This is a genomic window from Halarcobacter anaerophilus, from assembly GCF_006459125.1.
GTDB classification, from domain to species: domain Bacteria; phylum Campylobacterota; class Campylobacteria; order Campylobacterales; family Arcobacteraceae; genus Halarcobacter; species Halarcobacter anaerophilus.
Genome location: NZ_CP041070.1, coordinates 2,764,945 through 2,785,904, shown reverse-complemented (window position 1 = coordinate 2,785,904; position 20,960 = coordinate 2,764,945). Strand labels below are relative to the sequence as shown.

Genomic DNA, 20,960 nt, shown 5'->3' with positions numbered 1-20,960 from the left:
TAAATAACTAATACAAAAGCAGACTATGAAAAATAAAATATTTTTTAAAATATGTGCGATTATACTTACTCTTATCATAGTCTATGCCTCTTTTTTAATTTTCGTTATAACTCCAAATCTTTCCGAATATATAATCGACTTAGAAAAAAAACAGGCAAAAACCCAGTTAAAAAGAGTTGAAGCCGTAATAAAATCAAAAGAAGAGTATCTAAAAAATTATAGAGCGGCAAAGCAGATTGAGCATAAAGATAGTTTAAAAGACATATCTAAAATCGTTTCGGTTCTTTTAGACGGCTATTATAAACTTTATGAAGAAAAACTTCTTTCAAAAGAAGAGGCTGAAAAAAAAGCATTTTCTACAGTTTCAAATATTAAATACGGATATGAAGATGATTATATTTATATCTTAGATAAAAAAGGGAAAGTTCTTTTACATCCGCAAGAAAAGTATCTCTTTCAAAACGTATATGATTTAAAAGATAAAAAAGAAAAATTTTTTATTAAAAAACTTATTGAAGATACGATAAAACAAGGTGAGTTTTTCTTTAATTACGACTGGGGTGAAAACGGAGATAAAAAATCTAATAAAATTGCTTACTCTTTATATTATAAACCTTTTGATTTGATAATAGTTTCATCTATTTCCACAAATGACTTAGAGAGTGAATTAAATGCGGAAAAACAGCAGACTATAAAAGATTTAAATCCTTTAATTCAATCAATTACGAAAGAAGAGTTGGGGTATGTTTTTATTATGGATAAAAAAGCCCAATTAGTAATTCATCCGAATCTAAATATTTATAGTAAAAAAATGAGAGATGAGATAAAAAGACAAAATCTTTTTGAAAAGATGAAAACGGCTTATAAAGAGAAAAAAAGCCTAAATTACAAATGGGATAAAAAAGCAGATTTTGAAAATTTCACTTACGATAAAACGGCATGGATAGATTATAACAGTTTTTTCGGCTGGTATATCTCTTCTTCTTTATATATAGATGATTTGGAAAAAAGAGCAAAAGAGGTTGATTCTTTTGTTATAAATATATCTCTGGGATTCATTTTTGTTATCGGATTATTAGCAATTATTTTCTTAAAAAGATTATTAGATCCTATTTCCGTTTTAACAAAAAACGCAGTAACGGCAAGAGAGGGAAATCTAGAAGTTAGAAATAAAATTGAGACCAATGATGAACTCGGAATTTTGGCAAAACAGTTTAACACCATGCTTGATTCCATTGAAAATAATACAAAAGATTTGGAAAAAAAGCTAAAAGAGAGAACCGCTGAAATCGAGTATAAATTTTATCATGACAGTTTAACAGGTTTACCGAACAGACTTCTTATGCTTAGAGAGTTGAAAACTTATGAATTTAGTGCCTTAAATCTAATAAGTATTGATGACTTGGACAATATAAATGAACTTTACGGTTTTGAAGTAGGAGATAAACTTTTAGTAGAAATTTCTAAGCTCTTACAAAACTTTGCGGATAAGAAAAATCTGTTTTTATATAGAGCAGGTTCTAATACCTTTGCTCTTTTAGATCTGCATTTAGAGAATTTCATAGTTTATGACAAAATTATAAATGAAATTCAAGCTCTATTAAAAAAAGAGATTGAGATTAAATCTTTAAATCTTAAGATTGCTTCGGATATTACGGTAGGAACATCAATTTCTCAAGACAGACAGTTAGCTTGCGCAAATATAGCTTTAAAAGAGGCTAAGAAAAAAGGTAAAAAATTTACGATATATAATCAAACAATAGATACAAAAAAGAATATAGAAAAGAGTATTTATTGGAAAGATGAAATAAAAAGTGCTTTAAAAGAAGATAGAATAATCCCTGTGTTTCAACCGATTTTTGATAAAGAAGAGAAGATAATAAAGTATGAAGTTCTTATGCGAATAGAAAAAAGAGATAAAGATGAAATTTATTATATTTCTCCCGCACAATTTCTTTATATAGCAATGCAGATAAAACAGTATTTCTCTTTGAGTAAAAGAATCATAAAAAAATCTTTTCAATATATAGATAAAATAGATAAAGATATCTCAATAAATATTAGTTTTAACGATATTATGAATATGGAGTTTATTCAGTTTATAAAAGAAAAAATAGATGCTTTAGATGTAAAAAACAGAAAAAAAATAGTTTTTGAAATTTTAGAGAGTGAAAATATTACCGATTATGAAATATTGACTCAATTTATACAAGAGTATAGAAAAAAAGGTATTAGAATAGCAATTGATGATTTCGGTACAGGGTTTTCAAACTTCTCATATATTTTAAAAATCAAACCTGATTATATAAAAATCGACGGCTCTTTGATAAAAGAGATTGATACGGATTTTAACTCCTATGAATTGGTTAAAGCTATAGTTAGTTTTTCAAAATCTTTGGGAATAAAAGTTATTGCAGAGTATATTCATTCAAAAGAGGTTTATGAGATTGTTAAAAAATTAGGAGTAGATGAGTTTCAAGGTTACTATTTGGGAAAACCCGAAAACTTAATAGAGCAAAATATAAGATAACAAAGCTTACTTTTTGTAAAATAGATAAAATTTTAATACAAGGATTTTACTATGGCAATAACTGAATTAGGAGTACTTCAATTAAGTGGAACAAAAAAAGGAAAAATTTCTATCTCTAATGTTTCTGAACCTTACGGAAAAGGTACACCGGATATAGTTAGTATAGGAATCTCTTTAAATGGGAAAGATATTGAATGGAAATCTCATATTCCTTATGAAAATTTGGATGATGTGATAGCAATTCTTCAAGAAGCAAGTAAAAAGAAAAAAGAGGAAGAGTAAAAAACTCTCTCTTTTTTTTAATCAAATACGACTTCTCTTCCCTCTTGTAACCATAACGCCATTCCGCCTTTTAAATGAGCTACGTTTTTATAACCGTATTGTTGAATTAAAAACTCTCCTACTACTCTTGTTCTATTTGCATGGGCGCAAATTAGTACAAAAGTTTGATCTTTTGAAGTAACAAGTTTTTCAAACTCTTTCATCCAAGTTAAAATATCGTGATTTCCGTAAGCATCAAAAAAAGTCAGTTTATGGGCATTTTTTATAACTCCCGTTGCTTCCCACTCTTCAGCTCTTCTTATATCTATCATAACAATATTGTCTTTTATCATATACTCTACACTCTTAGGAGCTAAATCAATTAATGTATTCATTTGTAACCTTTAATACCTGAAATAGAGATTTTATCAAATAAAGTTTAATTTTTTTATAATATTTTATTATAATTCTAACTTTGTTATATCTTATAAGTTAACAATAACTTTACAATATTTTAATATAATAGAAAAAAATAGAAGGAATATAATGAAGAAGATTTTTATATCATTGCTTTTTTTAACTTTGGGAAATTTATTTGCTTTTGAACATTTAACTCCAAGTAATTTTGATGAAAAAATAAAAGGGAAAAATGTTATAGTTGATTTCTATGCTCCATGGTGTCCTCCATGTAGGATTTTGTCACAAACTTTGGTTGAATACGGTAAAATAAAACCTCAAAATGTAGAGATTTATAAAGTAAATATTGATGAGTATAAAGATTTAGCGATGAAATACGGAGTTAGAGCTCTGCCTACTTTGGCATATTTTGAAGACGGCGATTTAATTATGACAGAGATTGGAATGAAAAATATTCAGCAATTGAAAAATAGTACTTCCGAGTACTTCGAGTAAGGATAATAAAAGATGATAAAAAAGTTATTGTTGCTTTTTTTGTGTTCATTTTATGCTTTTGCCATTGAGCAAAGTTTTTTAGAACCCGAAGAAGCATTTAAAACAAGTTTTGAAAAAAAAGAGGATAAACTGGTTTTCAACCTAAAACTGGGAAAAGATATTTATCTTTATGATGATAAATTGAAATTTTTTATTTCAAAACCGCAGAAAATAGATATTAGAGAAGATTTAATAATTCCTAAAGCCAAAGCATATGAAGTTTGGCAGATTCACACTCATGATTTAAATATAGAGATTCCTTACGATTTATTAAAACAAAGAGCAAACAGTGATAAAGTTGAGGTTCAAATAGATTTTCAAGGCTGCTCTAAAAAAGGCTTGTGTTATGCTCCAATGAGTAAAACGGCAAGTGTAGACTTAAGCTCTTTGGAAACAGTAAAGGATAATATCCAAAAAATTGAAAAATCTGCTGTAGCACTTGACAACGGGGCAGAAAATCAAAATGAAACAGATATTATAGCTTCAAGTTTAAAAGAGGGGAATGTACTTTTAGTTCTTGCAACATTTTTCGGCTTTGGTCTTTTATTATCTTTGACTCCTTGTGTTTTCCCTATGATTCCTATTCTTTCATCAATAATTGTGAAAGCGGGAGACAGCGGAAAATTAACAGCATCAAAAGGTTTCTTCTTATCTTTGGTTTATGTTTTATCAATGGCAGTTGCTTATACCATAGCAGGAGTTTTAGCCGGACTTTTCGGAGCAAATCTGCAAGTTGCTTTACAAAATCCTTATGTATTGGTTGCTTTTGCCGCAATTTTCATTGCTTTGGCTTTTTCTATGTTCGGATACTTTAAGTTAGAACTTCCTCAAAGTTTACAAAACAGAATAAATAAAACAACTGACGGAAGGGAGAAACAAGGTGTTGTAGGAATTGCTATTATGGGATTTTTATCTGCACTTATCGTTGGACCTTGCGTGGCTCCGCCTTTAGCGGGAGCTTTAGTTTATATAGGACAAACAGGTGATGCTTTACTTGGAGGAGCAGCTCTTTTTGTAATGAGTTTGGGAATGGGAGCTCCGTTGCTTCTTATAGGCTTAGGTGCAGGAAAATATATGCCTAAACCTGGAGGTTGGATGGATTCGATTACCAAAATCTTCGGTATTATAATGTTAGGTGTTGCAATTTGGATGTTAGATAGAGTTTTAGATCCAACTGTAATAATGTATTTATGGGCATTGTTATTAATAGCAACTGCAATTTATCTAAAAGTTTATACTCATATTTTAGTAAAACTTATAACAACAGTTATAATGATTTACGGTGTTTTACTTTTTGTAGGAGCTGTTAGCCAGGCTACAAATCCTTTAAATCCCCTTGAAAAATTTACTTCGGCAAAAACAGGAGTAATGATAAGTGAAGAGTTAAACTGGAATTTAGTAACAAGTAATAAAGAGATTGATGCCGCGGTTAATGCTTCAAACAAACCTGTAATGCTTGATTTTCAAGCTTCTTGGTGTGTTGCTTGTAAAGAGTTAGAAGAGATTACTTTTAAAGATCCAAGAGTAATAGAAAAACTAAAAGGTTTTACTCTTCTTAGAGCTGATGTTACTAAAAACAGTGATGAAGATAAACTTATGCAAAAAAGATTCGGTGTAGTAGGACCTCCTGCACTTATTTTTTGGGATAAAAATAGTAATGAAATAAAAGCCTCTCAAATAGTAGGATATAAAAATCCTGAACAATTTTTAGAAATTGTAAATAAACACTTTTAATAATTTATTCATAATTTAGTATACTTCCTAAAATATTATTTTAGGAAGTTTTAGATGGAACTTTTCGTTGCAACATTTTTAAAAATGTTCTTTATCATGACACCTTTTTTTGTATTATCTGTTTTTTTAACAATGACAAGTGATGCTACAACAAAAGAGAAAAAGACTTTAGCAGTCAAAGTAACACTTTCAGTGATTATTATAAGTTTAATTTTACTATTTTTCGGAAAACACATCTTTGCAGTTTTCGGTATAACTTTAGATGCTTTTAGAATAGGTGCGGGAGCTTTACTTTTTTTAACTGCCGTTGATTTGATTCGAGGCAGTAAAGACGGACAAAAAGTAGATGCTGAAAATATTCAGGATCTAGCAGTTGTTCCTTTGGCTATTCCAATAACAATAGGTCCTGGAACTATCGGTATATTACTTGTTATGGGAGCAGGATTTAAATCTGCCGTAACTCTTTTTTTAGGAAGTTTTGCTTTGGTTTGTGCCGTTAGTTTAATAGGTCTTATGCTCTATTTTTCACACACTATAAGAAATGTTGTCGGAAAACAGGGTTTATTGGTAGTATCAAAAATAACAGGACTTTTTCTAGCGGCTTTATCTGCACAAACAATGTTTACCGGTATTAAGAACTTTTTGAATATGTGATTTAAAATGATAGATTTTAGCACTAGAGTAAACTTTTTAAAGCCGAATATTCAAATTGATTATAACAATATATCAAAAAGCGATTATATTGAAGTTTTGCAGCTTCTAAAAAAGAGATATGAAATAAGTGCTAAAAATATAGAGTTATTTAACGGTTATAGTTCGGCAATCTACTCAATATTAAAATTTCTGAAATTAAAATATTGTTTTATCTACTCTCCTTGCAGTTTGGAGTATAAAAAAGCTGCTTCAAACTTGGAGTATGAAGTAAGATTGATAAATAGATTTGAAAATCTTTTTCTACCCGTAAAAGAGAGAAGTGTAGTAATTTTTGCAAATCCTTCATATCTGGATGGAACATATTATGATTTACAAAATCTTTTTAAGTATTGGCAAAGCAAAGATGCTACCGTAATTATTGATGAAACGCTTTTAGACTTTTGTAAAGAATCTTCGGCAGTGCACTATTTAAAAGAGTATGAAAAGCTTTATATCCTAAAAGATTTCTCTAACTACTATTCAAATGATAATCTTAACCTCTCTTCAATATTTTCAAAAGAAGAGAATATTGAACTTCTAAGAAAATATGAGCCTGAAGATAAGCTTTCAATTTATGATATGAAGTATTTAGAAGAGTCTTTAAAAGATAAAGAGTTTAAACTCATTTCAAATGCTGTAAATATAAAAAACAGAGTAGAACTTGAAAAAGTATTTTCCTCTTGCAAATTTGTTGATTTTCTTTTTCACAGTAGCTGCAACTCACTTTTGATAAAGTTAAAAGATATAAGTTCAAAAGAGTTTAGACACAGACTTGAAAAAAGAGGTATAAAAACCTATAATTGTCTAAAATATGATTTTATAGATGATAGTTTTATAAATATATATGTAGGCTCGAAGAGTAGTATTAAGAGATTGGAAGAGGTTTTATATGTTATTTGAAAATAGATTTGTATATTATTTTTCAATCTTTATCTCTGTTATTGCAGTTATCTTTATGCTTATAATGATTTATAAATCTTTTTTTATAGTAAAAAATCAGTTTATCGATGTAGGCGGGCTAACATATGTAAATCAAGTAAGAAGTGATGACTACACGCAAAAACTGGCAAAAAGATTGGTAAACGGATGTGATACAAAAGTTTGCGAAGTACAAAGTATGTTGGACTTGGTAACAAATATTCCATATAAAATAAATAATTCAGTTGCAAGAAGCGGAGAAAATGTTATAAAACAAAATTACGGAGATTGTGATGATAAGAGTAATCTTTTGATTTCTCTTCTTCATGCAAGGGGTTATGAAGCCTATTTTGTATTAGTTCCCAAACATATTTTTGTGGTAGTTCATCTAAATCTTATTTTGCCTAATAAAAAAGCACTTTATATAAATAAAAGACCGTTTTATATTTTAGAAAGTACTGCAAAAAATTCAAAAATAGGCTTTCCTTTAAGATACAGCTTTGATGAGATTAAAGCATTTATTGATCCTTTTCAAAATAAGAAGTTAGTAGTAAATAGTTTGGAATATAAGTAGTTTAAACAATTTTATAGAAACAGGAAATTTAAATATGAAAAATATAATTATAACAGGGGCTTCAAACGGTATTGGAAAAGCAATAGCCCAAAGCTTAAGAAAAAAATACAATATTATAAATATTGATAAAGAAGAGAATAGTGTTGAAGGTATAACTTTTTATAAATGTGATTTAGGAGATAAAGAGGAACTTCTAAATACTATTTTAAAAATAAAAGAGGAAACAGACTCTTTATATGCACTTATAAACAATGCGGGATTTGGTATTTTTAAACCTTTGGAAGAGCAGAGTATTGAAGAGTGGGAGAGCGTTTTAAACGTAAATTTAAAAGCACCCTATATTTTATCAAAAGAGTTTAGCCATCTTTTAAAAAAATCCCACGGACATATTATAAATATCTCTTCAACAAGATCTTTGATGAGTGAAGCGGGAACAGAGAGTTATAGTGCTTCAAAAGGAGGAATTAGTTCCTTAACCCATGCTTTGTCAATCTCTTTAGCGCCAAAAGTAAAAGTAAATTCAATAAGTCCGGGCTGGATAAATACGGATGAAAGTTATACTCCAACTCCACAAGATGATTTCCAACACCCTTGCGGAAGAGTAGGAGTTCCTCAAGATATAGTCGATACGGTAAAATTTCTTTTAAAAAACAGAGGGTTTATTACGGGAAGTGATTTTGTCATAGACGGTGGAATGACCAAAAAGATGATTTATATATAGAGGTTTAAATGACATATAAAAAGTGGTTCTTAGAGCATGGAAATAAACATGCAAAGATAATAAATAAGTTAGTAAATCTTTCAGATGATGAGCTTATAGAGTATTTTAGATTTGATAACATGGTTAAAAACGAGCCTGATTTCTGCCCTTTATACAAAGAAAATAAAAAATGCCATGAATATGAAGATTTAAACTGCTATTTGTGTGCCTGTCCTAATTTTAGATTTGACGATAAAGGTATAAAAAAGCAAGAGAACAAAACTCTTTACTCTTATTGCAGTATTGATTCAAAAGACGGAACTCAATACAAAGGAGAGGATTATATACATCAAAACTGTTCGGGCTGTATAGTTCCCCATAAAGAGAACTATATTAAAAAACATTTTAAAAGGGATTGGTTTGAGATTATGAAAAAGGTTAATCTATCAAAATAGAGAAGATGTTTTTATCTTCATTATGGGTATAAATAAGTTTGTATCCGTGTAAATTTGCAATTGTTTTTACAATATAAAGTCCAAGACCGAATCCGTCGCTTCTTTTCTCTTCTTGGGAAAAAGGTTCAGTATAATACTCCAAATCATGTTTTAGTTTTTCACCTTCTGAGATAATATCGACTCTATGTTTGTTTGCTTTTATAAGAGCATGTTTATTGGGTGAAAATTTTATTGCATTGTCTATTAAATTTTTAAGTGCTACTGAAAACATTGCAGTATCTGCATTTAGTTTAAAATCATTTATTTTTGCAGATATTTTATCAGGACTTAAAAGAGCAATTTCTACAGTTCTTTTATAAATTTTGAAGAATGATGTCAGCTCTTTATAAACCAAAGTATTATTTGATGTGAGTTTTTCAACCATTGCAAGTTCTTTGATAATATCATCCATTCTTTTAAAGGCTCTTTGCAAGGTCTCTCTTTTTTTCTCATCGTCTAAAGTCTCTGCAATAAACATTGCTTTTGTAATAGGCGTTTTAAGTTCATGCATCATATTTCGCATAAAGAGTTCTTTTGATTTTGTTTGGTTGTTTATATGGGTAAGCGCTTCATCAAAAGTTTTTGCAATAGTTCCTATTTCATCGGAACTACAAGATTTTATTTTAACGTTTAAATTACCTTCTGAAAACTTTTTTATCTCATTATTTAAATCTCTTAAAGGCTTTAATTTTCTTTTTAAAATATAGTATAAAGAGAAAATCGTACCCAAGGAGAGTGCAATAGCAAGGGAAATAATCAATAAATTGTAAGAGTAATTTTGTGAATCTTGAATCATCAGATTATAACCGTCTCTTTGCACATAAGTATAGAGATTATCCTCAAAACTAAAGATTCTATACATTCCGTGAGAACTTTGTCTCATTAAAACGGGATTTGCCTCATTTAAAATTTGAAGAATAAAAACATCGTCATCTATCCGACTCATTCTAAACTGGTCTAAGATTAGTTTTATTCCGCTTTTTGAAGGAGTCGTATCTAGTGTTTTTAAAAGATTTTCCGCAACCAATTCATATTTTTTTTGCATACTGATATTAAATCTCTGTTTATCAAGCTTTATAAAAATTGCAAAGGTAAGTGAAATTGCAATTAAAGCTAGAATAAAAATCGTATTGATAAAAGCGGAGATTGAAATATTTCGTATCATATAAGCTGGTAACCGATTCCTCTAACCGATTTTATATAAGTTCTACTGTTATCGATTTTTGAGATTTTTGATCTGATTCTTGAAACCATTACATCAATATTTTTTAAACTGCTGTCATCTTCTATATGGTCACTTGCATAAATAAAATCTTCTCTTGCAATAACAGCACCGTTTCTTTGAATCATAAGTTTTAAAATATCAAATTCCGCAAGAGTGAGGTTTAAAAGCTGATCTTTAAAATAGATCTGCATATCATCCTCTTTTAGTGTGAAATTAGACTTTTTTACGTTCTCTTCTGGTTTTGAATTAGGAGTAATTCTTTTTAAAATAGCTTTTATCCTAGCTTGCAGCTCTCTTGGATTATACGGCTTTGGAAGATAATCGTCTGCACCTCTTTCAAGCCCCATAACTTTGTCCAAAATATCATCTCTGGCACTTGAAATTATAATAGGAATATCGGATTTCGCTCTAATTTTGGGTATTAACTCTAATCCATCAATTTCAGGCAGAGTCAAATCCAGAATAAGAAGTTTATAGTCTTTTAAACTTAGCATAGACAGCCCGTTGTATGGGCTGTCCGTATTGGTTACTTCAATATCGTATGAAGCTAAATAATCAGTAATGATTTGGGCTAATTCCAAATCATCTTCTATCATTAATACTTGAACTATGGCAAATCCTTTATTTTGATGCAAACAGAATTGTTTGACCGTATCTATTTACATAAACTCTTTTTACTTTATTATTATACTTTCTAATAGCTTGTTGTATATCCGCAAAACTTTTTATTTCGATATCTTCTATTTGAATAATAACATCACCGGGTTGAAATCCTACTTTTTCCGCTTCAGAATTTGGTTCAACATATGTAATAAGAACACCGTGGATATTTGCACTTAGTCTAAATCTTTTTATTGTGTTTGCATTCAATTCCGATAATTGAAGTCCACCCAAAAATTTTCCGTTATTTGCAGCAGAAGTTACAAGTCCCGCTCTGTTTCCCAAAGTAATATTCAGCTGTAAATTCTTTTTATCTCTTTCTAGTTTTATTGAAATAGTCTCATTTGGTTTAAATGATGCTATAGCATTTTGAAGAGCTTTTCTGTCTTTTATAGGAATATTGTTAATCATATAGATTAAATCACCTCTTCTAAGACCTGCTTTTGATGCCGGAGTATCATTTGCCACGTCTAAAATAAGAGCACCTTTTTTGTGTGAATAGAGTTTTAAAACATTTGGTTTAAGATCGTCTATTACGACACCTAAATAACCTCTTGTTACTTTCCCGTCTGTAATTAGTTTTTTAACTACATCTTTTACCATTGAAACAGGAATTGCAAAACCGATACCGTTGTTTCCTCCAGATTTGGAAATAATAGCACTATTAATCCCGATCAAAGCACCTCTGCTGTCTACAAGAGCACCTCCTGAGTTTCCTGGGTTGATTGAAGCATCTGTTTGAATAAAGTTTTCATATCTGTTAATACCTACGTGATCTTTATTTAGTGCAGAAATAATACCTTGGGTTACTGTTGTTCCTATACCAAAAGGATTACCGATTGCAAAAATCAAATCACCGACTTTTAAATCTGTTGCATATCCAAATTTAATCGCATGAAAATTGCTTCCTTCTATTTTTATTACCGCTAAATCACTATCTGAATCTTTACCTATTACAATAGCACTGTACTCTTTTGGATTATCTCCTATTGTAACGGAGATTTCATCAGCATTTTCAATAACATGGTTATTTGTAACGATATATCCGTCTTTTGAGATTAAAACTCCTGACCCCAATGATCTCTGGATTCTATTTTGTTGGAATTGTTCTCCGAATTGATCACCGAAAAATCTTCTTAGGAAAGGGTCATTAAACATCTGAAAAGGTATATTCGCCGCATTTGAAATCACTCTTCTTTTAGCCGCAATATTTACGACAGACTGCATTGCGTTATTTATCGTACTATGAAAAGAGAGTATTTGATTTGAGTTATTAGGAGTCACTCTTTGAGGACTTTTTTCCGCCATTTGAAAATCTATACTATTTGCAAAAAGATTTGTTGCTATTAATATTATAGCGACAAAAAACAGTTTTTTTCTCATTATAAATCCTTTATATTTTTCTTTTGAGTATAGAAAGAATTATAATATCAAAATGTAAACTATATTTGAATAAAGCGTAAATAAAAAATTAATACAACGTGGAATTTTTGTGGGGTTTTTAGCATTTACCTTTACTTTAATGCTAATCCCGACCCGATTTTAATATGAGTATATAATTTTCCTATTACAGTTACTCTATCACAATCGTTTATGCTATTTAATTTTGGAAACTCTTTATTATCAGAGATTATGTCTATACCTTTAGTTCCTCTAAAATGTAATCTTTTTATTTGGATTGTATCATCAATATTCACAAGATATATACCGTCAACTTCATAAAAGTCTCTTCCATTTGCCATATCGATAATAACCCAGTCATTCATGCTGATAGTAGGTTCCATACTGTCTCCCACTACTTTAAACATCATAAGATTATCTGGTTTTATATTCGCATCAAGGACAAAAGCTTTACTAACTCTTATTTTTTTCGTATTATTCTCTTCTATTACACCTTCACTTCCTGCACCTACTGCTCCATTGTATACTTCCAATATATAACTATCGTCATCTAAAGAGTTAGAAAATATAAAATCTTCACTATTTGCTTGTATCGTTTGATATTTTGATATTTTTTTTAATGTTCTTTCCGAATTATCAAAAAGTAATTGCTCCGGAATATTTAAAGCTTCAGCAAGGGCATAGATATCGCTTATTTTTACATTTGTTCCATTCTCCCAAGATTTTATATTTTCATAAGTTGTTTTTTTCCCCGTAATTGTTTCAACTTTTTGGGCTAAAACTCCTTGAGAAAAACCGGCTTGGTTTCTATAAAATTTAAGATTATTACTAAACTGCATTAAAACTCCTTTGTTAGTAATTATATTACCAAAATATATAGTAACAAAAATACTATTTAAGATTACTTTGATAGAAATTATATTACTATTTTATTTGGGTATTAAATTACTAATATGTTAATAAATAGAAATTAAATAACTAAAAAGGATTAAAAATGTGTATTAGAATAAACACTTATGAACTTCTGGTTCATGAACTAGGGGAAGAGATTGCTTTTAAAGTATGTGAAACTTTTGCAGGTATTGATTTAAAAATACCTAAAAAAGCCCATAAAACTTACAGGATAAAAGAGATAGTGAAAAGACATCTAAAACTTTTGCAAGAAGAAGACAGAAAAACAAAATTTGTAAAGTTTTTTAGTGCGGAGATGCAGTTGAGTAAAAGAGTTATTTATAAAATAATACAAGAGGTGGAAGATGAGCTTAGAAAATAAAAAAAATAGAAAAAAAAGAGATATAAAAGAATTGGCTAAGCAGATAGTTTATATAGATAAAAAATTGGTTCAAAAGGTTAAAACCGCTGCAGCGACAAAAGAAGAAGAGGAAGAGTTACTTTTAAAACTATAAATAAAATTTGAAAAAAAGTATCTATTTTATGCACTAGATTCTTTTTATAATTTGACTGTTGAACGAGTAAAACAAACTGTTCTAGAAGGTGAGTTTTACAAGGTGGGCAAAATGCTTTAACAGTTTAAATATATAAAAGGAAAAGTTATGGATACAGAAAAAACAGCTTTTGAAAGTCTACTTGAATCTTTTACAAATCTATTATCAAGTGACGATTCTACTTTAGATCAATTACAAGAGATAGTTGATTTTATCAAAGAAAACAGAGAAAAGATAGAAAACCTATCGGTGGAGCAAATTAACGGATTGCAAGAAGCCTTAAATTTAAAAATAAATATTGCAGATATTGTAGATAATTTAACTTCTACATTAGCAGATGCACCTCTTAGTGCAAATCAAGGAAGAGTTTTAAATGAAGAAATTGCTCTTTTACAAGAGGCAATTGAATCTTTAAGAGTAATCCTAACAAGTGACGATACTACTTTAGATCAATTACAAGAGATAGTTGATTTTATCAAAGAAAACAGAGAAAAGATAGAAAACCTATCGGTGGAGCAAATTAACGGATTGCAAGAAGCCTTAAATTTAAAAATAAATATTGCAGATATTGTAGATAATTTAACTTCTACATTAGTAGATGCACCTCTTAGTGCAAATCAAGGAAGAGTTTTAAATGAAGAAATTGCTCTTTTACAAGAGACAATTGAATCTTTAAGAGTTATTTTAACAAGTGACGATACAACATTAGATGAGTTACAAGAAATTGTTGATTACATTAAGCAAAATAAATTAGATTTACAAAATTTAGATTTAAGCAATATTGCTGAGACTTCTACTCTTAAACATTTTACAAGTACATTGCTTGAAAAGTTAAACGGTATTTCAGCAGGTGCAAATAGATATGTACATCCTACTACACATCCTGCAAGTATTATTACTTCGGATAGTACTCATAGATTTGTTACAGATTTTCAAATAAATACTTGGGATAATAAAGCCAATACGGATACAAATACATGGAGACCGGTTAGTGATAGCGTATCAAGTACAAGTTCTAGTACAAGTGCAAGTTCAAAAGCTGTAAAAACCGCATATGATAGAGCAAACAGTGCTTATAACAAAGCTAATAGTAACAGCGTAACAACTTCTAGTGTTTTGAGTGCAACTGCAGCTGCAAGTGTGGGAGCTGTTGGAACCTATGCCTTTTTAGCTTGCAAGAGTAATATAAAGAATCCAGGAGCTATTTATTCTGGAAGTATATTATATTATGCAGGGATATATATATGGGGTTCTAGTGATGATTTTGCTGGAAGTATGAAACCGACTGTATTATCCTATAATTTATCATCTGATAATTTATCTGGAAGTTGGAGAGCAATGGGATATTCCAAATATTCACCTTCTCTTTCACTATTTTTAAGAATCGCATAATAAAGGAGAAAAAATGAAAATAGAAATAAAAAAACCGAAATTTACAAATAAAAAAGAGACTCAAGTTGATGTAGAACTTAACCATCCTGAGTTTGGATGGATTCCTTATACTTTCCATTATGAAACTAAAGATGAAAGTTTTGATGGCTTAGTTAGGGAGTATTTAAATAAAAAAGATACTCTAATCGAAGCTTTTAAAGAATAGGTTTATGAGTTTGATGGATGGTTTTAAACAAGACCGAGAAATATCGCAATGATGTATTGCATTAAATACTAGGAAGTTTTATGGAAAGTTGGCATATATCTTCAGCTGTTGTAATATGTGGAATTATTGCACAATTTGCTGTAAACAAATATCAAAATGCAGAATTCAAAAAGCAGATTGAGACTCTTTTTAAAAAGTATGATGAACATGCTGAAGATATTGTCCAGCTTCAAACCCAAAGGAAACAATATTTGACAATAGATAAAGCAGATGATGTTTATCTAAGAAGAAAAGAGTTTGAGCTTTTTGAAAAACATATTGATAGAAGATTTGATACTCTAGAATCAACCATAGAAAAGGTTTTAACCTATCTTGAAAAAAAATAAAAGAGGAGAAGATGTTTGATATTTTTAAAACAATTTTTGGCAATGGCAATATTATAAAAAGAGGTTTTGACCTTATTGATGAGGTTTGGACCAGTGATGAGGAAAAAACAGAAAATGAAGTGAAACTAATAGAGGCAAAAGCAAAAGCAAAAATTGATTTGATATCTGCTTATGCTCCTTTTAAAATAGCCCAAAGATATTTGGCTTTTATGTTTACACTTGTTTTTTTGTTTATTATGATAAATGGAGTTTTAGGTTCTTTGTATGGTTGGATTGATATGAAACATGTTCAAGAGGCGAGAACTTTTGCTGATAAAATGTGGCTTGGCGAAATTATGATCTCTATTGTTTCTTTTTATTTTGGCGGAGGATTTATAGAAAGTATAAAGAAAAGAGGATCTATTGATGAAAAATAATTATCCTGGAGTAATAGTTCATTGTAGTGACAGTAGTTTTGGAAATGCCCAAATTATAGAAAATTGGCATAAACAAAGGGGCTGGAAAGATATAGGATACCACTTGGTTATATTAAATGGACAAGTTGAAAACAATACTTATTTAGATTTTATGGACGGGGAAGTTGAAATGGGAAGAGACTGGGATATGGCAGGAGCCCATGCAAAAGGCTATAATGACTATTTAGGTATATGTATGATAGGTGTTAATTCTTTTACTAATAAACAGTTTGAAATGTTAGCAAAAGTTTTAAAATCGTTAATGGAAAAGTATAATTGGAGTTTAGAAAATATTTTATTTCATTATGAAATTTCTTCTAAAACTTGTCCTAATTTTGATAAAAAGTGGTTTCTTGAAAAATTTATGCAAGTATAGTATAGCCTAAAAGCTATACTATATTATTAAAGGTCGGTTTTTAAAACTGCACCTGAACTTGCATTTGTAACTAAACTTCTGTATTGACCTAGCCATTTTGAAGTAAGAGGTTTTTTAAGAGGTTTAAACTCTGCTTTTCTTTTTGCAATCTCTTCATCACTTAGATTAACACTTAAAATATATTTATCAACATCAATATGAATTTCATCACCGTCTTTTAATAAACCGATCATTCCACCTTCTGCCGCTTCAGGTGAAACATGACCGATTGAGGCTCCTCTTGTAGCTCCACTGAATCTACCGTCTGTAATTAGTGCAACAGAACTTCCAAGTCCCATCCCCATAATAAGAGAAGTAGGAGATAACATCTCTTGCATACCCGGACCTCCTTTTGGTCCTTCATATCTAATAACAACAACATCACCGGCTTTTACTTTTCCTCCGATGATTCCTTTTATTGCTTCAGGCTGTCCGTTAAAACATACGGCACGACCGGTAAATACTCTATCTCCTGTTATACCTGCTGTTTTTATAACGGCTCCTTGTTCTGCCAAGTTACCGTAAAGAATAGCTAATCCACCCACTTTTGAATAAGGATTTTCTATAGTATGGATTATATTCGTATCTTTTATAGTTGCATCAGCAATTTTTTCAAATAGAGTCTCTCCTGAGATTGTTAAATTATCAGTTAATACATGATTACCTCTTTTTGTAATCTCTTTCATAACTGCATTTACTCCACCTGCTTTATTTATATCTTCCATATGAACAGTAGAAAGAGAAGGAGAAATTTTTGCAATATGAGAAACTTTTTTTGAAATAGAGTTAATATCTTCAAGATTAAAATTAACTTCTGCTTCTTTTGCAATAGCTAACATATGTAAAACCGTATTTGAACTTCCACCCATTGCCATATCAACGGCAAAAGCATTTCTTACTGCATTTTCATTTAAAATATTTCTTAATTTAAATTTTTCTCTTTTTTGTTTGTCTTTTGCAATTTCACAAATTCTTCTTGCAGCTTTTCTATACAACTCCTCTCTTTGAGGTGTTAAAGCAAGGATTGTTCCATTTCCAGGTAATGCAATTCCCATAGCTTCCATTAATGTATTCATTGAATTTGCAGTAAACATTCCAGAGCAAGAACCTCCGCTTGGACAGGCATTACATTCAATGTCTTTTAACTCTGCATCACTCATTTCTCCTGCTTCATGTTTCCCTACGGCTTCAAATGCAGTTGCCAAATCAATAGGTTTACCGTCTTTTGTATGACCTTTTGCCATTGGTCCGCCTGATACGAAAATAGTAGGAACATTTACTCTTAAAGCTCCCATAATCATACCCGGAACGATTTTGTCGCAGTTTGGAATAGCAATCATTGCATCAAGTTTATGTGCATTCATTACTGTTTCAATTGAGTTTGCAATTATCTCACGGCTAGGAAGAGAGAATAACATTCCGTCGTGTCCCATTGCAATACCGTCATCTACTCCGATAGTATTAAATTCAAAAGGTACACATCCGTTTGCTTTTATCTCATCTTTTATAATTTTTGCTACTTTATCTAAGAAAAAATGTCCGGGAATTAATTCAATAAAAGAGTTTGCCACTCCGATAAAGGGTTTATCGAAATCTTCGTCTTTTAGTCCAGTTGCTCTAAACAGCGACCTGTGCGGTGTTCTGTCAAAACCTTTTTTTACTTCATCACTTCTCATAATAGAACCCCTAATTTTTTAATTTTTTGAATTATATCAAAAATTTTAAAAAAAATTGTTAAAACTCTTGACAAATAAATTTTTTTAGAATATAATTCCACTCCAATTTGAAAAACAAACAGTTTTTTAAATACTACTTTAAGTGCGAGTGTGGCGGAATAGGTAGACGCGTGGGACTTAAAATCCCATTCCGGTTTCGGAGTGTGAGTTCGATTCTCACCATTCGCACCATTAGAACCTTATAAAAAAGTAAAATGTTTTTACTCTTTTATAAGGTGATATCCTTAATATTTCTTGTAGAGAGTTGGCTGAGTTGGTCGAAAGCACCGGTTTTGAAAACCGGCGAGGTTCACGCCTCCGAGGGTTCGAATCCCTTGCTCTCTGCCATTTAATAATCATTTTCGTTTCACTGTTAAAATGATTTGTAATGGAGGTATAGCAAAGTTGGTAATGCCCGGGATTGCAAATCCTGTATGCGTCGGTTCGAGTCCGGCTACCTCCTCCACTTTTTAATTCATCTTAAATAAAAACTAAAAACTTTCCCATTGATCATCTTCTTGCTTAGTTGCCAAGGTCTCTTTTTTAGGTACTGTTTTTTTATTTTCATTTGTAGGTTTTTCTAAAGTTAAAGAGTGCAAATCTTTTGCTTTTACTTCATCTTTTCCTAGAAATTTTTTCTCATCGGCATTTTTTACTATGGTTTTTGCAATATGTTGAGTTTGAAGAGCAACTTCTCTTGTATGTGTAGCTACACTTGCGTTTTCTTGGGTTTGCTGATCTAATTCGGTTACCGCATCGTTTATTTGTTCAATTCCTGTTTGCTGCTCTTTTGAAGACATTTCAATATCTTTTATAATTTGAATTGTTTTAGCTATATTCTCATTTAAAGTGTGATAACCATGAATCATCTTATCTGATATTGTTTTTCCGTCATTTGCTTTTGATGTTGCAGTTTCTACAAGTGATTTTATCTCATTTGCCGCTTCTGCACTTCTACTTGCAAGATTTCTTACTTCTTGGGCTACTACAGCAAAACCTTTTCCTGCTTCACCTGCCGTTGCTGCTTCTACTGCTGCATTTAGTGAAAGTATATTTGTTTGAAATGCAATTTGGTCTATTATCGTAATTGCTTCATTTATTGCATTTACTTGATTATTTATATCATCCATAGCCGAAGTTGTTTTTGCCGCTAACTTTTCTCCACCGTTTGCCGAAGTTGTCAGCTCTTCTGCGTATTTCGACATTCTTACGACATTTTCCGTATTTTGTACTATATTACTGGTTATTTGTTCAAGTGCGGCAGCTGTCTCTTCTAAGGATGCTGCCGCTTCATTTGTAGAGTTACTTAGAATATCTACATTTTCTAAAAGTATATCGGCACTGTTTTCCAAAGTCAAACCATTTGCTTTGTTCTCTTTTAACATATCATTTATAATCTCCGCAAGTGAATTTAATCCTTGTGAAGTTTTTCCTGATGTTCCTGTGATTCTATGTGTAAAATCAAGTTTTTGGAACTTTTCTAAACCTAACTGAACTTTATTCATATCTCCACAAACTTTATCTGCCATAAGAGTAAGCATTTCATTGAAAATATTTCTTAACTCATGTAAAGATTGATTTTTCGTATCTACTTCAACTTGTTTGTATAAAATACCGTTTTTAGCCTCATTAACCACTCTTTTTACATCATCAATAACTAATAAATCAGTATGTATTCCATCTTCAATATTTTGAAGATATTTATTAAAGTTTTGGGATACGACTGCTATTTCATCTTTTGACGTGATTTCAACTCTGGATTTTACGTCTCCGCTATTAAGAAGTTTTAATACTCCTTGATTTAATCTATTTATTGATGATGCAATATTAAGTGGGATGGTAATAGAAAAAATAATTACGGCAATAATAATTATTGCGGCAACCAATAAAGAAGTATTAATAAGATTTTTATTAAGTTTAGAAACCATAGGACCGATAAGGTCTTGTTCCTCTTTTATTGATAGTTTTACCTCTTGGGCAAGTTTAGCAATATTTGAACCTAATACGGCTAAGTTGTTTTTTATCAGATCATTTCTTTTTTCAATTATCTCCACTAATTCACTAAGTCCGTTATTATATTCTGAACTTAAAGTAGATACTTCATCTATGGCATTTTTTATTTGTGCATTTTTACTTAAATTTTTTAAACTACTTATATCATTTTCAAATTTGGAAAACTCTTCAATGGCTCTGTTTATATCGTTTTTTAAATTTGTGTCTAAAAATTTTACGACATATAATCTTGTTAAAAGAAGCAGTCTTATGGATTGAGAGGTTGATATTGCCAAATCTTTATCAGCAATATTTTTTTCATTTACTATTATGGAACTTAATTTTTTTTCAATCTCTTTTCCGTTTATATTTAGATTATTTTCTACTATTTCATTTCTTTTATTTATAAGAGATATAATATCTTGAAAAGTAGCTTTGTATTTATTTAGAAAATCTTCAATCTCTTTTACTTTTGTAACTCTTTTTGAATCGGTTATTTCTTCTAAAGCGGTTTTTAAAGTATCAGTTGAAATTTTATGATATTTATTAAACTCTGTTATATTTTGATTATTCTGGTTATTTAAATAATCTAAAACATTTATTCTCATCATAAGCATATTTGCTTGGACTGTACTTATTAAAAGACTATCTTTTGCCAATCCTCTGTAATTTGAGAAACCGTCGGATGATTTATTTAAGCCTATTAAATTGTATGCAGCTAATAGGGCAACTAATATTGAAACTATTAAAAATGATAGAATAAGTTTCATTTTTATACTTAAATTTTTTAACATGCCTTTCTCTCCTTTGGGAT

The 20,960-nt window shown here is 30.2% G+C and carries 23 protein-coding genes and 3 tRNA genes; 19 read left to right on the top strand and 7 right to left on the bottom strand.

Annotated features, from left to right (window positions below; translation table 11 throughout):
- The first annotated feature begins 25 nt into the window (after positions 1-25).
- Positions 26-2,530, top strand: coding sequence for an EAL domain-containing protein (locus tag AANAER_RS13760; protein ID WP_129082472.1), 2,505 nt, complete (start codon positions 26-28; stop codon positions 2,528-2,530).
- A 51-nt stretch (positions 2,531-2,581) separates the two neighbouring features.
- On the top strand, positions 2,582-2,812 hold the full coding sequence (locus tag AANAER_RS13755) for a hypothetical protein (RefSeq protein ID WP_044419432.1): 231 nt from the start codon (positions 2,582-2,584) through the stop codon (positions 2,810-2,812).
- Positions 2,813-2,829: 17 nt separating this feature from the next.
- Here the strand turns inward: AANAER_RS13755 and AANAER_RS13750 are convergent, their stop codons facing one another.
- A complete protein-coding gene (locus AANAER_RS13750; RefSeq protein ID WP_129082473.1) occupies positions 2,830-3,186 on the bottom strand; it encodes a rhodanese-like domain-containing protein in 357 nt (118 codons plus the stop codon).
- A 151-nt stretch (positions 3,187-3,337) separates the two neighbouring features.
- On the opposite strand from AANAER_RS13750, the gene AANAER_RS13745 reads away from it, so the two are divergent.
- The 7 genes from AANAER_RS13745 to AANAER_RS13715 are packed head-to-tail and all read left to right on the top strand — an operon-like array spanning position 3,338 to position 8,816.
- A complete protein-coding gene (locus AANAER_RS13745; RefSeq protein WP_052502791.1) occupies positions 3,338-3,703 on the top strand; it encodes a thioredoxin family protein in 366 nt (121 codons plus the stop codon).
- Positions 3,704-3,715: 12 nt separating this feature from the next.
- On the top strand, positions 3,716-5,476 hold the full coding sequence (dsbD, locus tag AANAER_RS13740; protein ID WP_325050999.1) for a protein-disulfide reductase DsbD: 1,761 nt from the start codon (positions 3,716-3,718) through the stop codon (positions 5,474-5,476).
- Between the two features lie 54 nt (positions 5,477-5,530).
- Entirely contained in the window at positions 5,531-6,130 is a 600-nt protein-coding gene (locus AANAER_RS13735; RefSeq protein ID WP_044419434.1) for a MarC family protein, read from the top strand.
- 6 nt (positions 6,131-6,136) lie between these two features.
- Positions 6,137-7,069 carry a PLP-dependent aminotransferase family protein gene (locus AANAER_RS13730; protein WP_129082474.1) on the top strand — a complete coding sequence of 311 codons (933 nt, stop codon included), beginning with the start codon at positions 6,137-6,139 and terminating at the stop codon, positions 7,067-7,069.
- Complete coding sequence (locus AANAER_RS13725) at positions 7,059-7,661, top strand: transglutaminase domain-containing protein (protein WP_129082475.1); 603 nt, start codon at positions 7,059-7,061, stop codon at positions 7,659-7,661. Before AANAER_RS13730 ends, AANAER_RS13725 begins: the two co-directional genes overlap by 11 nt.
- A 34-nt stretch (positions 7,662-7,695) precedes the next feature.
- On the top strand, positions 7,696-8,382 hold the full coding sequence (locus AANAER_RS13720; protein WP_129082476.1) for an SDR family oxidoreductase: 687 nt from the start codon (positions 7,696-7,698) through the stop codon (positions 8,380-8,382).
- 8 nt (positions 8,383-8,390) lie between these two features.
- Positions 8,391-8,816, top strand: coding sequence for a hypothetical protein (locus AANAER_RS13715; protein WP_044419437.1), 426 nt, complete (start codon positions 8,391-8,393; stop codon positions 8,814-8,816).
- Here the strand turns inward: AANAER_RS13715 and AANAER_RS13710 are convergent.
- The 4 genes from AANAER_RS13710 to AANAER_RS13695 form a co-directional block, all read right to left on the bottom strand.
- Positions 8,800-10,020, bottom strand: coding sequence for an ArsS family sensor histidine kinase (locus tag AANAER_RS13710; RefSeq protein WP_044419438.1), 1,221 nt, complete (start codon positions 10,018-10,020; stop codon positions 8,800-8,802). The two genes, AANAER_RS13715 and AANAER_RS13710, sit on opposite strands and share 17 nt — an antisense overlap.
- Positions 10,017-10,691, bottom strand: a complete 675-nt coding sequence (locus AANAER_RS13705; protein WP_179951822.1) for a response regulator transcription factor — start codon at positions 10,689-10,691, stop codon at positions 10,017-10,019. Before AANAER_RS13705 ends, AANAER_RS13710 begins: the two co-directional genes overlap by 4 nt.
- A gap of 10 nt (positions 10,692-10,701) precedes the next feature.
- The gene (locus AANAER_RS13700; protein ID WP_129082477.1) at positions 10,702-12,123 is read right to left on the bottom strand and encodes a Do family serine endopeptidase; all 1,422 of its coding nucleotides are present in this window, start codon (positions 12,121-12,123) and stop codon (positions 10,702-10,704) included.
- Positions 12,124-12,254: 131 nt separating this feature from the next.
- The gene (locus AANAER_RS13695; RefSeq protein WP_129082478.1) at positions 12,255-12,980 is read right to left on the bottom strand and encodes a S24 family peptidase; all 726 of its coding nucleotides are present in this window, start codon (positions 12,978-12,980) and stop codon (positions 12,255-12,257) included.
- A 155-nt stretch (positions 12,981-13,135) separates the two neighbouring features.
- On the opposite strand from AANAER_RS13695, the gene AANAER_RS13690 reads away from it, so the two are divergent.
- The 7 genes from AANAER_RS13690 to AANAER_RS13665 all read left to right on the top strand — a co-directional run bounded on the left by AANAER_RS13690 (position 13,136) and on the right by AANAER_RS13665 (position 16,400).
- Positions 13,136-13,414: a hypothetical protein gene (locus tag AANAER_RS13690; RefSeq protein ID WP_129082479.1), complete on the top strand. Its 279-nt coding sequence runs from the start codon at positions 13,136-13,138 to the stop codon at positions 13,412-13,414.
- A complete protein-coding gene (locus AANAER_RS15025; protein ID WP_164969357.1) occupies positions 13,398-13,547 on the top strand; it encodes a hypothetical protein in 150 nt (49 codons plus the stop codon). Before AANAER_RS13690 ends, AANAER_RS15025 begins: the two co-directional genes overlap by 17 nt.
- A gap of 147 nt (positions 13,548-13,694) precedes the next feature.
- Positions 13,695-14,978, top strand: coding sequence for a tail fiber protein (locus tag AANAER_RS13685; protein ID WP_129082480.1), 1,284 nt, complete (start codon positions 13,695-13,697; stop codon positions 14,976-14,978).
- Positions 14,979-14,991: 13 nt separating this feature from the next.
- Entirely contained in the window at positions 14,992-15,183 is a 192-nt protein-coding gene (locus AANAER_RS13680; protein WP_129082481.1) for a hypothetical protein, read from the top strand.
- An 80-nt stretch (positions 15,184-15,263) separates the two neighbouring features.
- Positions 15,264-15,569 (top strand): hypothetical protein, encoded by a 306-nt coding sequence (locus tag AANAER_RS13675; RefSeq protein ID WP_129082482.1) that lies wholly within the window; start codon positions 15,264-15,266, stop codon positions 15,567-15,569.
- Between the two features lie 11 nt (positions 15,570-15,580).
- Entirely contained in the window at positions 15,581-15,985 is a 405-nt protein-coding gene (locus tag AANAER_RS13670; protein ID WP_129082483.1) for a hypothetical protein, read from the top strand.
- Entirely contained in the window at positions 15,975-16,400 is a 426-nt protein-coding gene (locus tag AANAER_RS13665) for an N-acetylmuramoyl-L-alanine amidase (protein WP_129082484.1), read from the top strand. The genes AANAER_RS13670 and AANAER_RS13665 overlap by 11 nt, the downstream gene beginning before the upstream one ends.
- 26 nt (positions 16,401-16,426) lie before the next feature.
- Here AANAER_RS13665 and ilvD read toward each other — a convergent pair whose 3' ends face one another.
- Positions 16,427-18,115 (bottom strand): dihydroxy-acid dehydratase, encoded by a 1,689-nt coding sequence (gene ilvD, locus AANAER_RS13660; protein ID WP_044419440.1) that lies wholly within the window; start codon positions 18,113-18,115, stop codon positions 16,427-16,429.
- A gap of 144 nt (positions 18,116-18,259) precedes the next feature.
- Here ilvD and AANAER_RS13655 point away from each other — a divergent pair.
- From AANAER_RS13655 to AANAER_RS13645, 3 genes are all read left to right on the top strand, one after another.
- Positions 18,260-18,346, top strand: a tRNA-Leu gene (locus AANAER_RS13655).
- A gap of 67 nt (positions 18,347-18,413) precedes the next feature.
- Positions 18,414-18,502, top strand: a tRNA-Ser gene (locus AANAER_RS13650).
- A 42-nt stretch (positions 18,503-18,544) separates the two neighbouring features.
- Positions 18,545-18,620 (top strand) — tRNA-Cys (locus AANAER_RS13645).
- 25 nt (positions 18,621-18,645) lie between these two features.
- Here the strand turns inward: AANAER_RS13645 and AANAER_RS13640 are convergent.
- Complete coding sequence (locus AANAER_RS13640; protein WP_129082485.1) at positions 18,646-20,940, bottom strand: HAMP domain-containing methyl-accepting chemotaxis protein; 2,295 nt, start codon at positions 20,938-20,940, stop codon at positions 18,646-18,648.
- Positions 20,941-20,960: the final 20 nt, after the last annotated feature.

What these genes read in the sequence shown, in the direction of transcription:
- AANAER_RS13760 (WP_129082472.1), top strand. Translation starts at nt 26, where the DNA reads ATGAAAAATAAAATATTTTTTAAAATATGTGCGATTATACTTACTCTT.
- AANAER_RS13755 (WP_044419432.1), top strand. Translation starts at nt 2,582, where the DNA reads ATGGCAATAACTGAATTAGGAGTACTTCAATTAAGTGGAACAAAAAAA.
- AANAER_RS13750 (WP_129082473.1), bottom strand. Translation starts at nt 3,186, where the DNA reads ATGAATACATTAATTGATTTAGCTCCTAAGAGTGTAGAGTATATGATA.
- AANAER_RS13745 (WP_052502791.1), top strand. Translation starts at nt 3,338, where the DNA reads ATGAAGAAGATTTTTATATCATTGCTTTTTTTAACTTTGGGAAATTTA.
- dsbD (WP_325050999.1), top strand. Translation starts at nt 3,716, where the DNA reads ATGATAAAAAAGTTATTGTTGCTTTTTTTGTGTTCATTTTATGCTTTT.
- AANAER_RS13735 (WP_044419434.1), top strand. Translation starts at nt 5,531, where the DNA reads ATGGAACTTTTCGTTGCAACATTTTTAAAAATGTTCTTTATCATGACA.
- AANAER_RS13730 (WP_129082474.1), top strand. Translation starts at nt 6,137, where the DNA reads ATGATAGATTTTAGCACTAGAGTAAACTTTTTAAAGCCGAATATTCAA.
- AANAER_RS13725 (WP_129082475.1), top strand. Translation starts at nt 7,059, where the DNA reads ATGTTATTTGAAAATAGATTTGTATATTATTTTTCAATCTTTATCTCT.
- AANAER_RS13720 (WP_129082476.1), top strand. Translation starts at nt 7,696, where the DNA reads ATGAAAAATATAATTATAACAGGGGCTTCAAACGGTATTGGAAAAGCA.
- AANAER_RS13715 (WP_044419437.1), top strand. Translation starts at nt 8,391, where the DNA reads ATGACATATAAAAAGTGGTTCTTAGAGCATGGAAATAAACATGCAAAG.
- AANAER_RS13710 (WP_044419438.1), bottom strand. Translation starts at nt 10,020, where the DNA reads ATGATACGAAATATTTCAATCTCCGCTTTTATCAATACGATTTTTATT.
- AANAER_RS13700 (WP_129082477.1), bottom strand. Translation starts at nt 12,123, where the DNA reads ATGAGAAAAAAACTGTTTTTTGTCGCTATAATATTAATAGCAACAAAT.
- AANAER_RS13695 (WP_129082478.1), bottom strand. Translation starts at nt 12,980, where the DNA reads ATGCAGTTTAGTAATAATCTTAAATTTTATAGAAACCAAGCCGGTTTT.
- AANAER_RS13690 (WP_129082479.1), top strand. Translation starts at nt 13,136, where the DNA reads ATGTGTATTAGAATAAACACTTATGAACTTCTGGTTCATGAACTAGGG.
- AANAER_RS15025 (WP_164969357.1), top strand. Translation starts at nt 13,398, where the DNA reads ATGAGCTTAGAAAATAAAAAAAATAGAAAAAAAAGAGATATAAAAGAA.
- AANAER_RS13685 (WP_129082480.1), top strand. Translation starts at nt 13,695, where the DNA reads ATGGATACAGAAAAAACAGCTTTTGAAAGTCTACTTGAATCTTTTACA.
- AANAER_RS13680 (WP_129082481.1), top strand. Translation starts at nt 14,992, where the DNA reads ATGAAAATAGAAATAAAAAAACCGAAATTTACAAATAAAAAAGAGACT.
- AANAER_RS13675 (WP_129082482.1), top strand. Translation starts at nt 15,264, where the DNA reads ATGGAAAGTTGGCATATATCTTCAGCTGTTGTAATATGTGGAATTATT.
- AANAER_RS13670 (WP_129082483.1), top strand. Translation starts at nt 15,581, where the DNA reads ATGTTTGATATTTTTAAAACAATTTTTGGCAATGGCAATATTATAAAA.
- AANAER_RS13665 (WP_129082484.1), top strand. Translation starts at nt 15,975, where the DNA reads ATGAAAAATAATTATCCTGGAGTAATAGTTCATTGTAGTGACAGTAGT.
- ilvD (WP_044419440.1), bottom strand. Translation starts at nt 18,115, where the DNA reads ATGAGAAGTGATGAAGTAAAAAAAGGTTTTGACAGAACACCGCACAGG.
- AANAER_RS13640 (WP_129082485.1), bottom strand. Translation starts at nt 20,940, where the DNA reads ATGTTAAAAAATTTAAGTATAAAAATGAAACTTATTCTATCATTTTTA.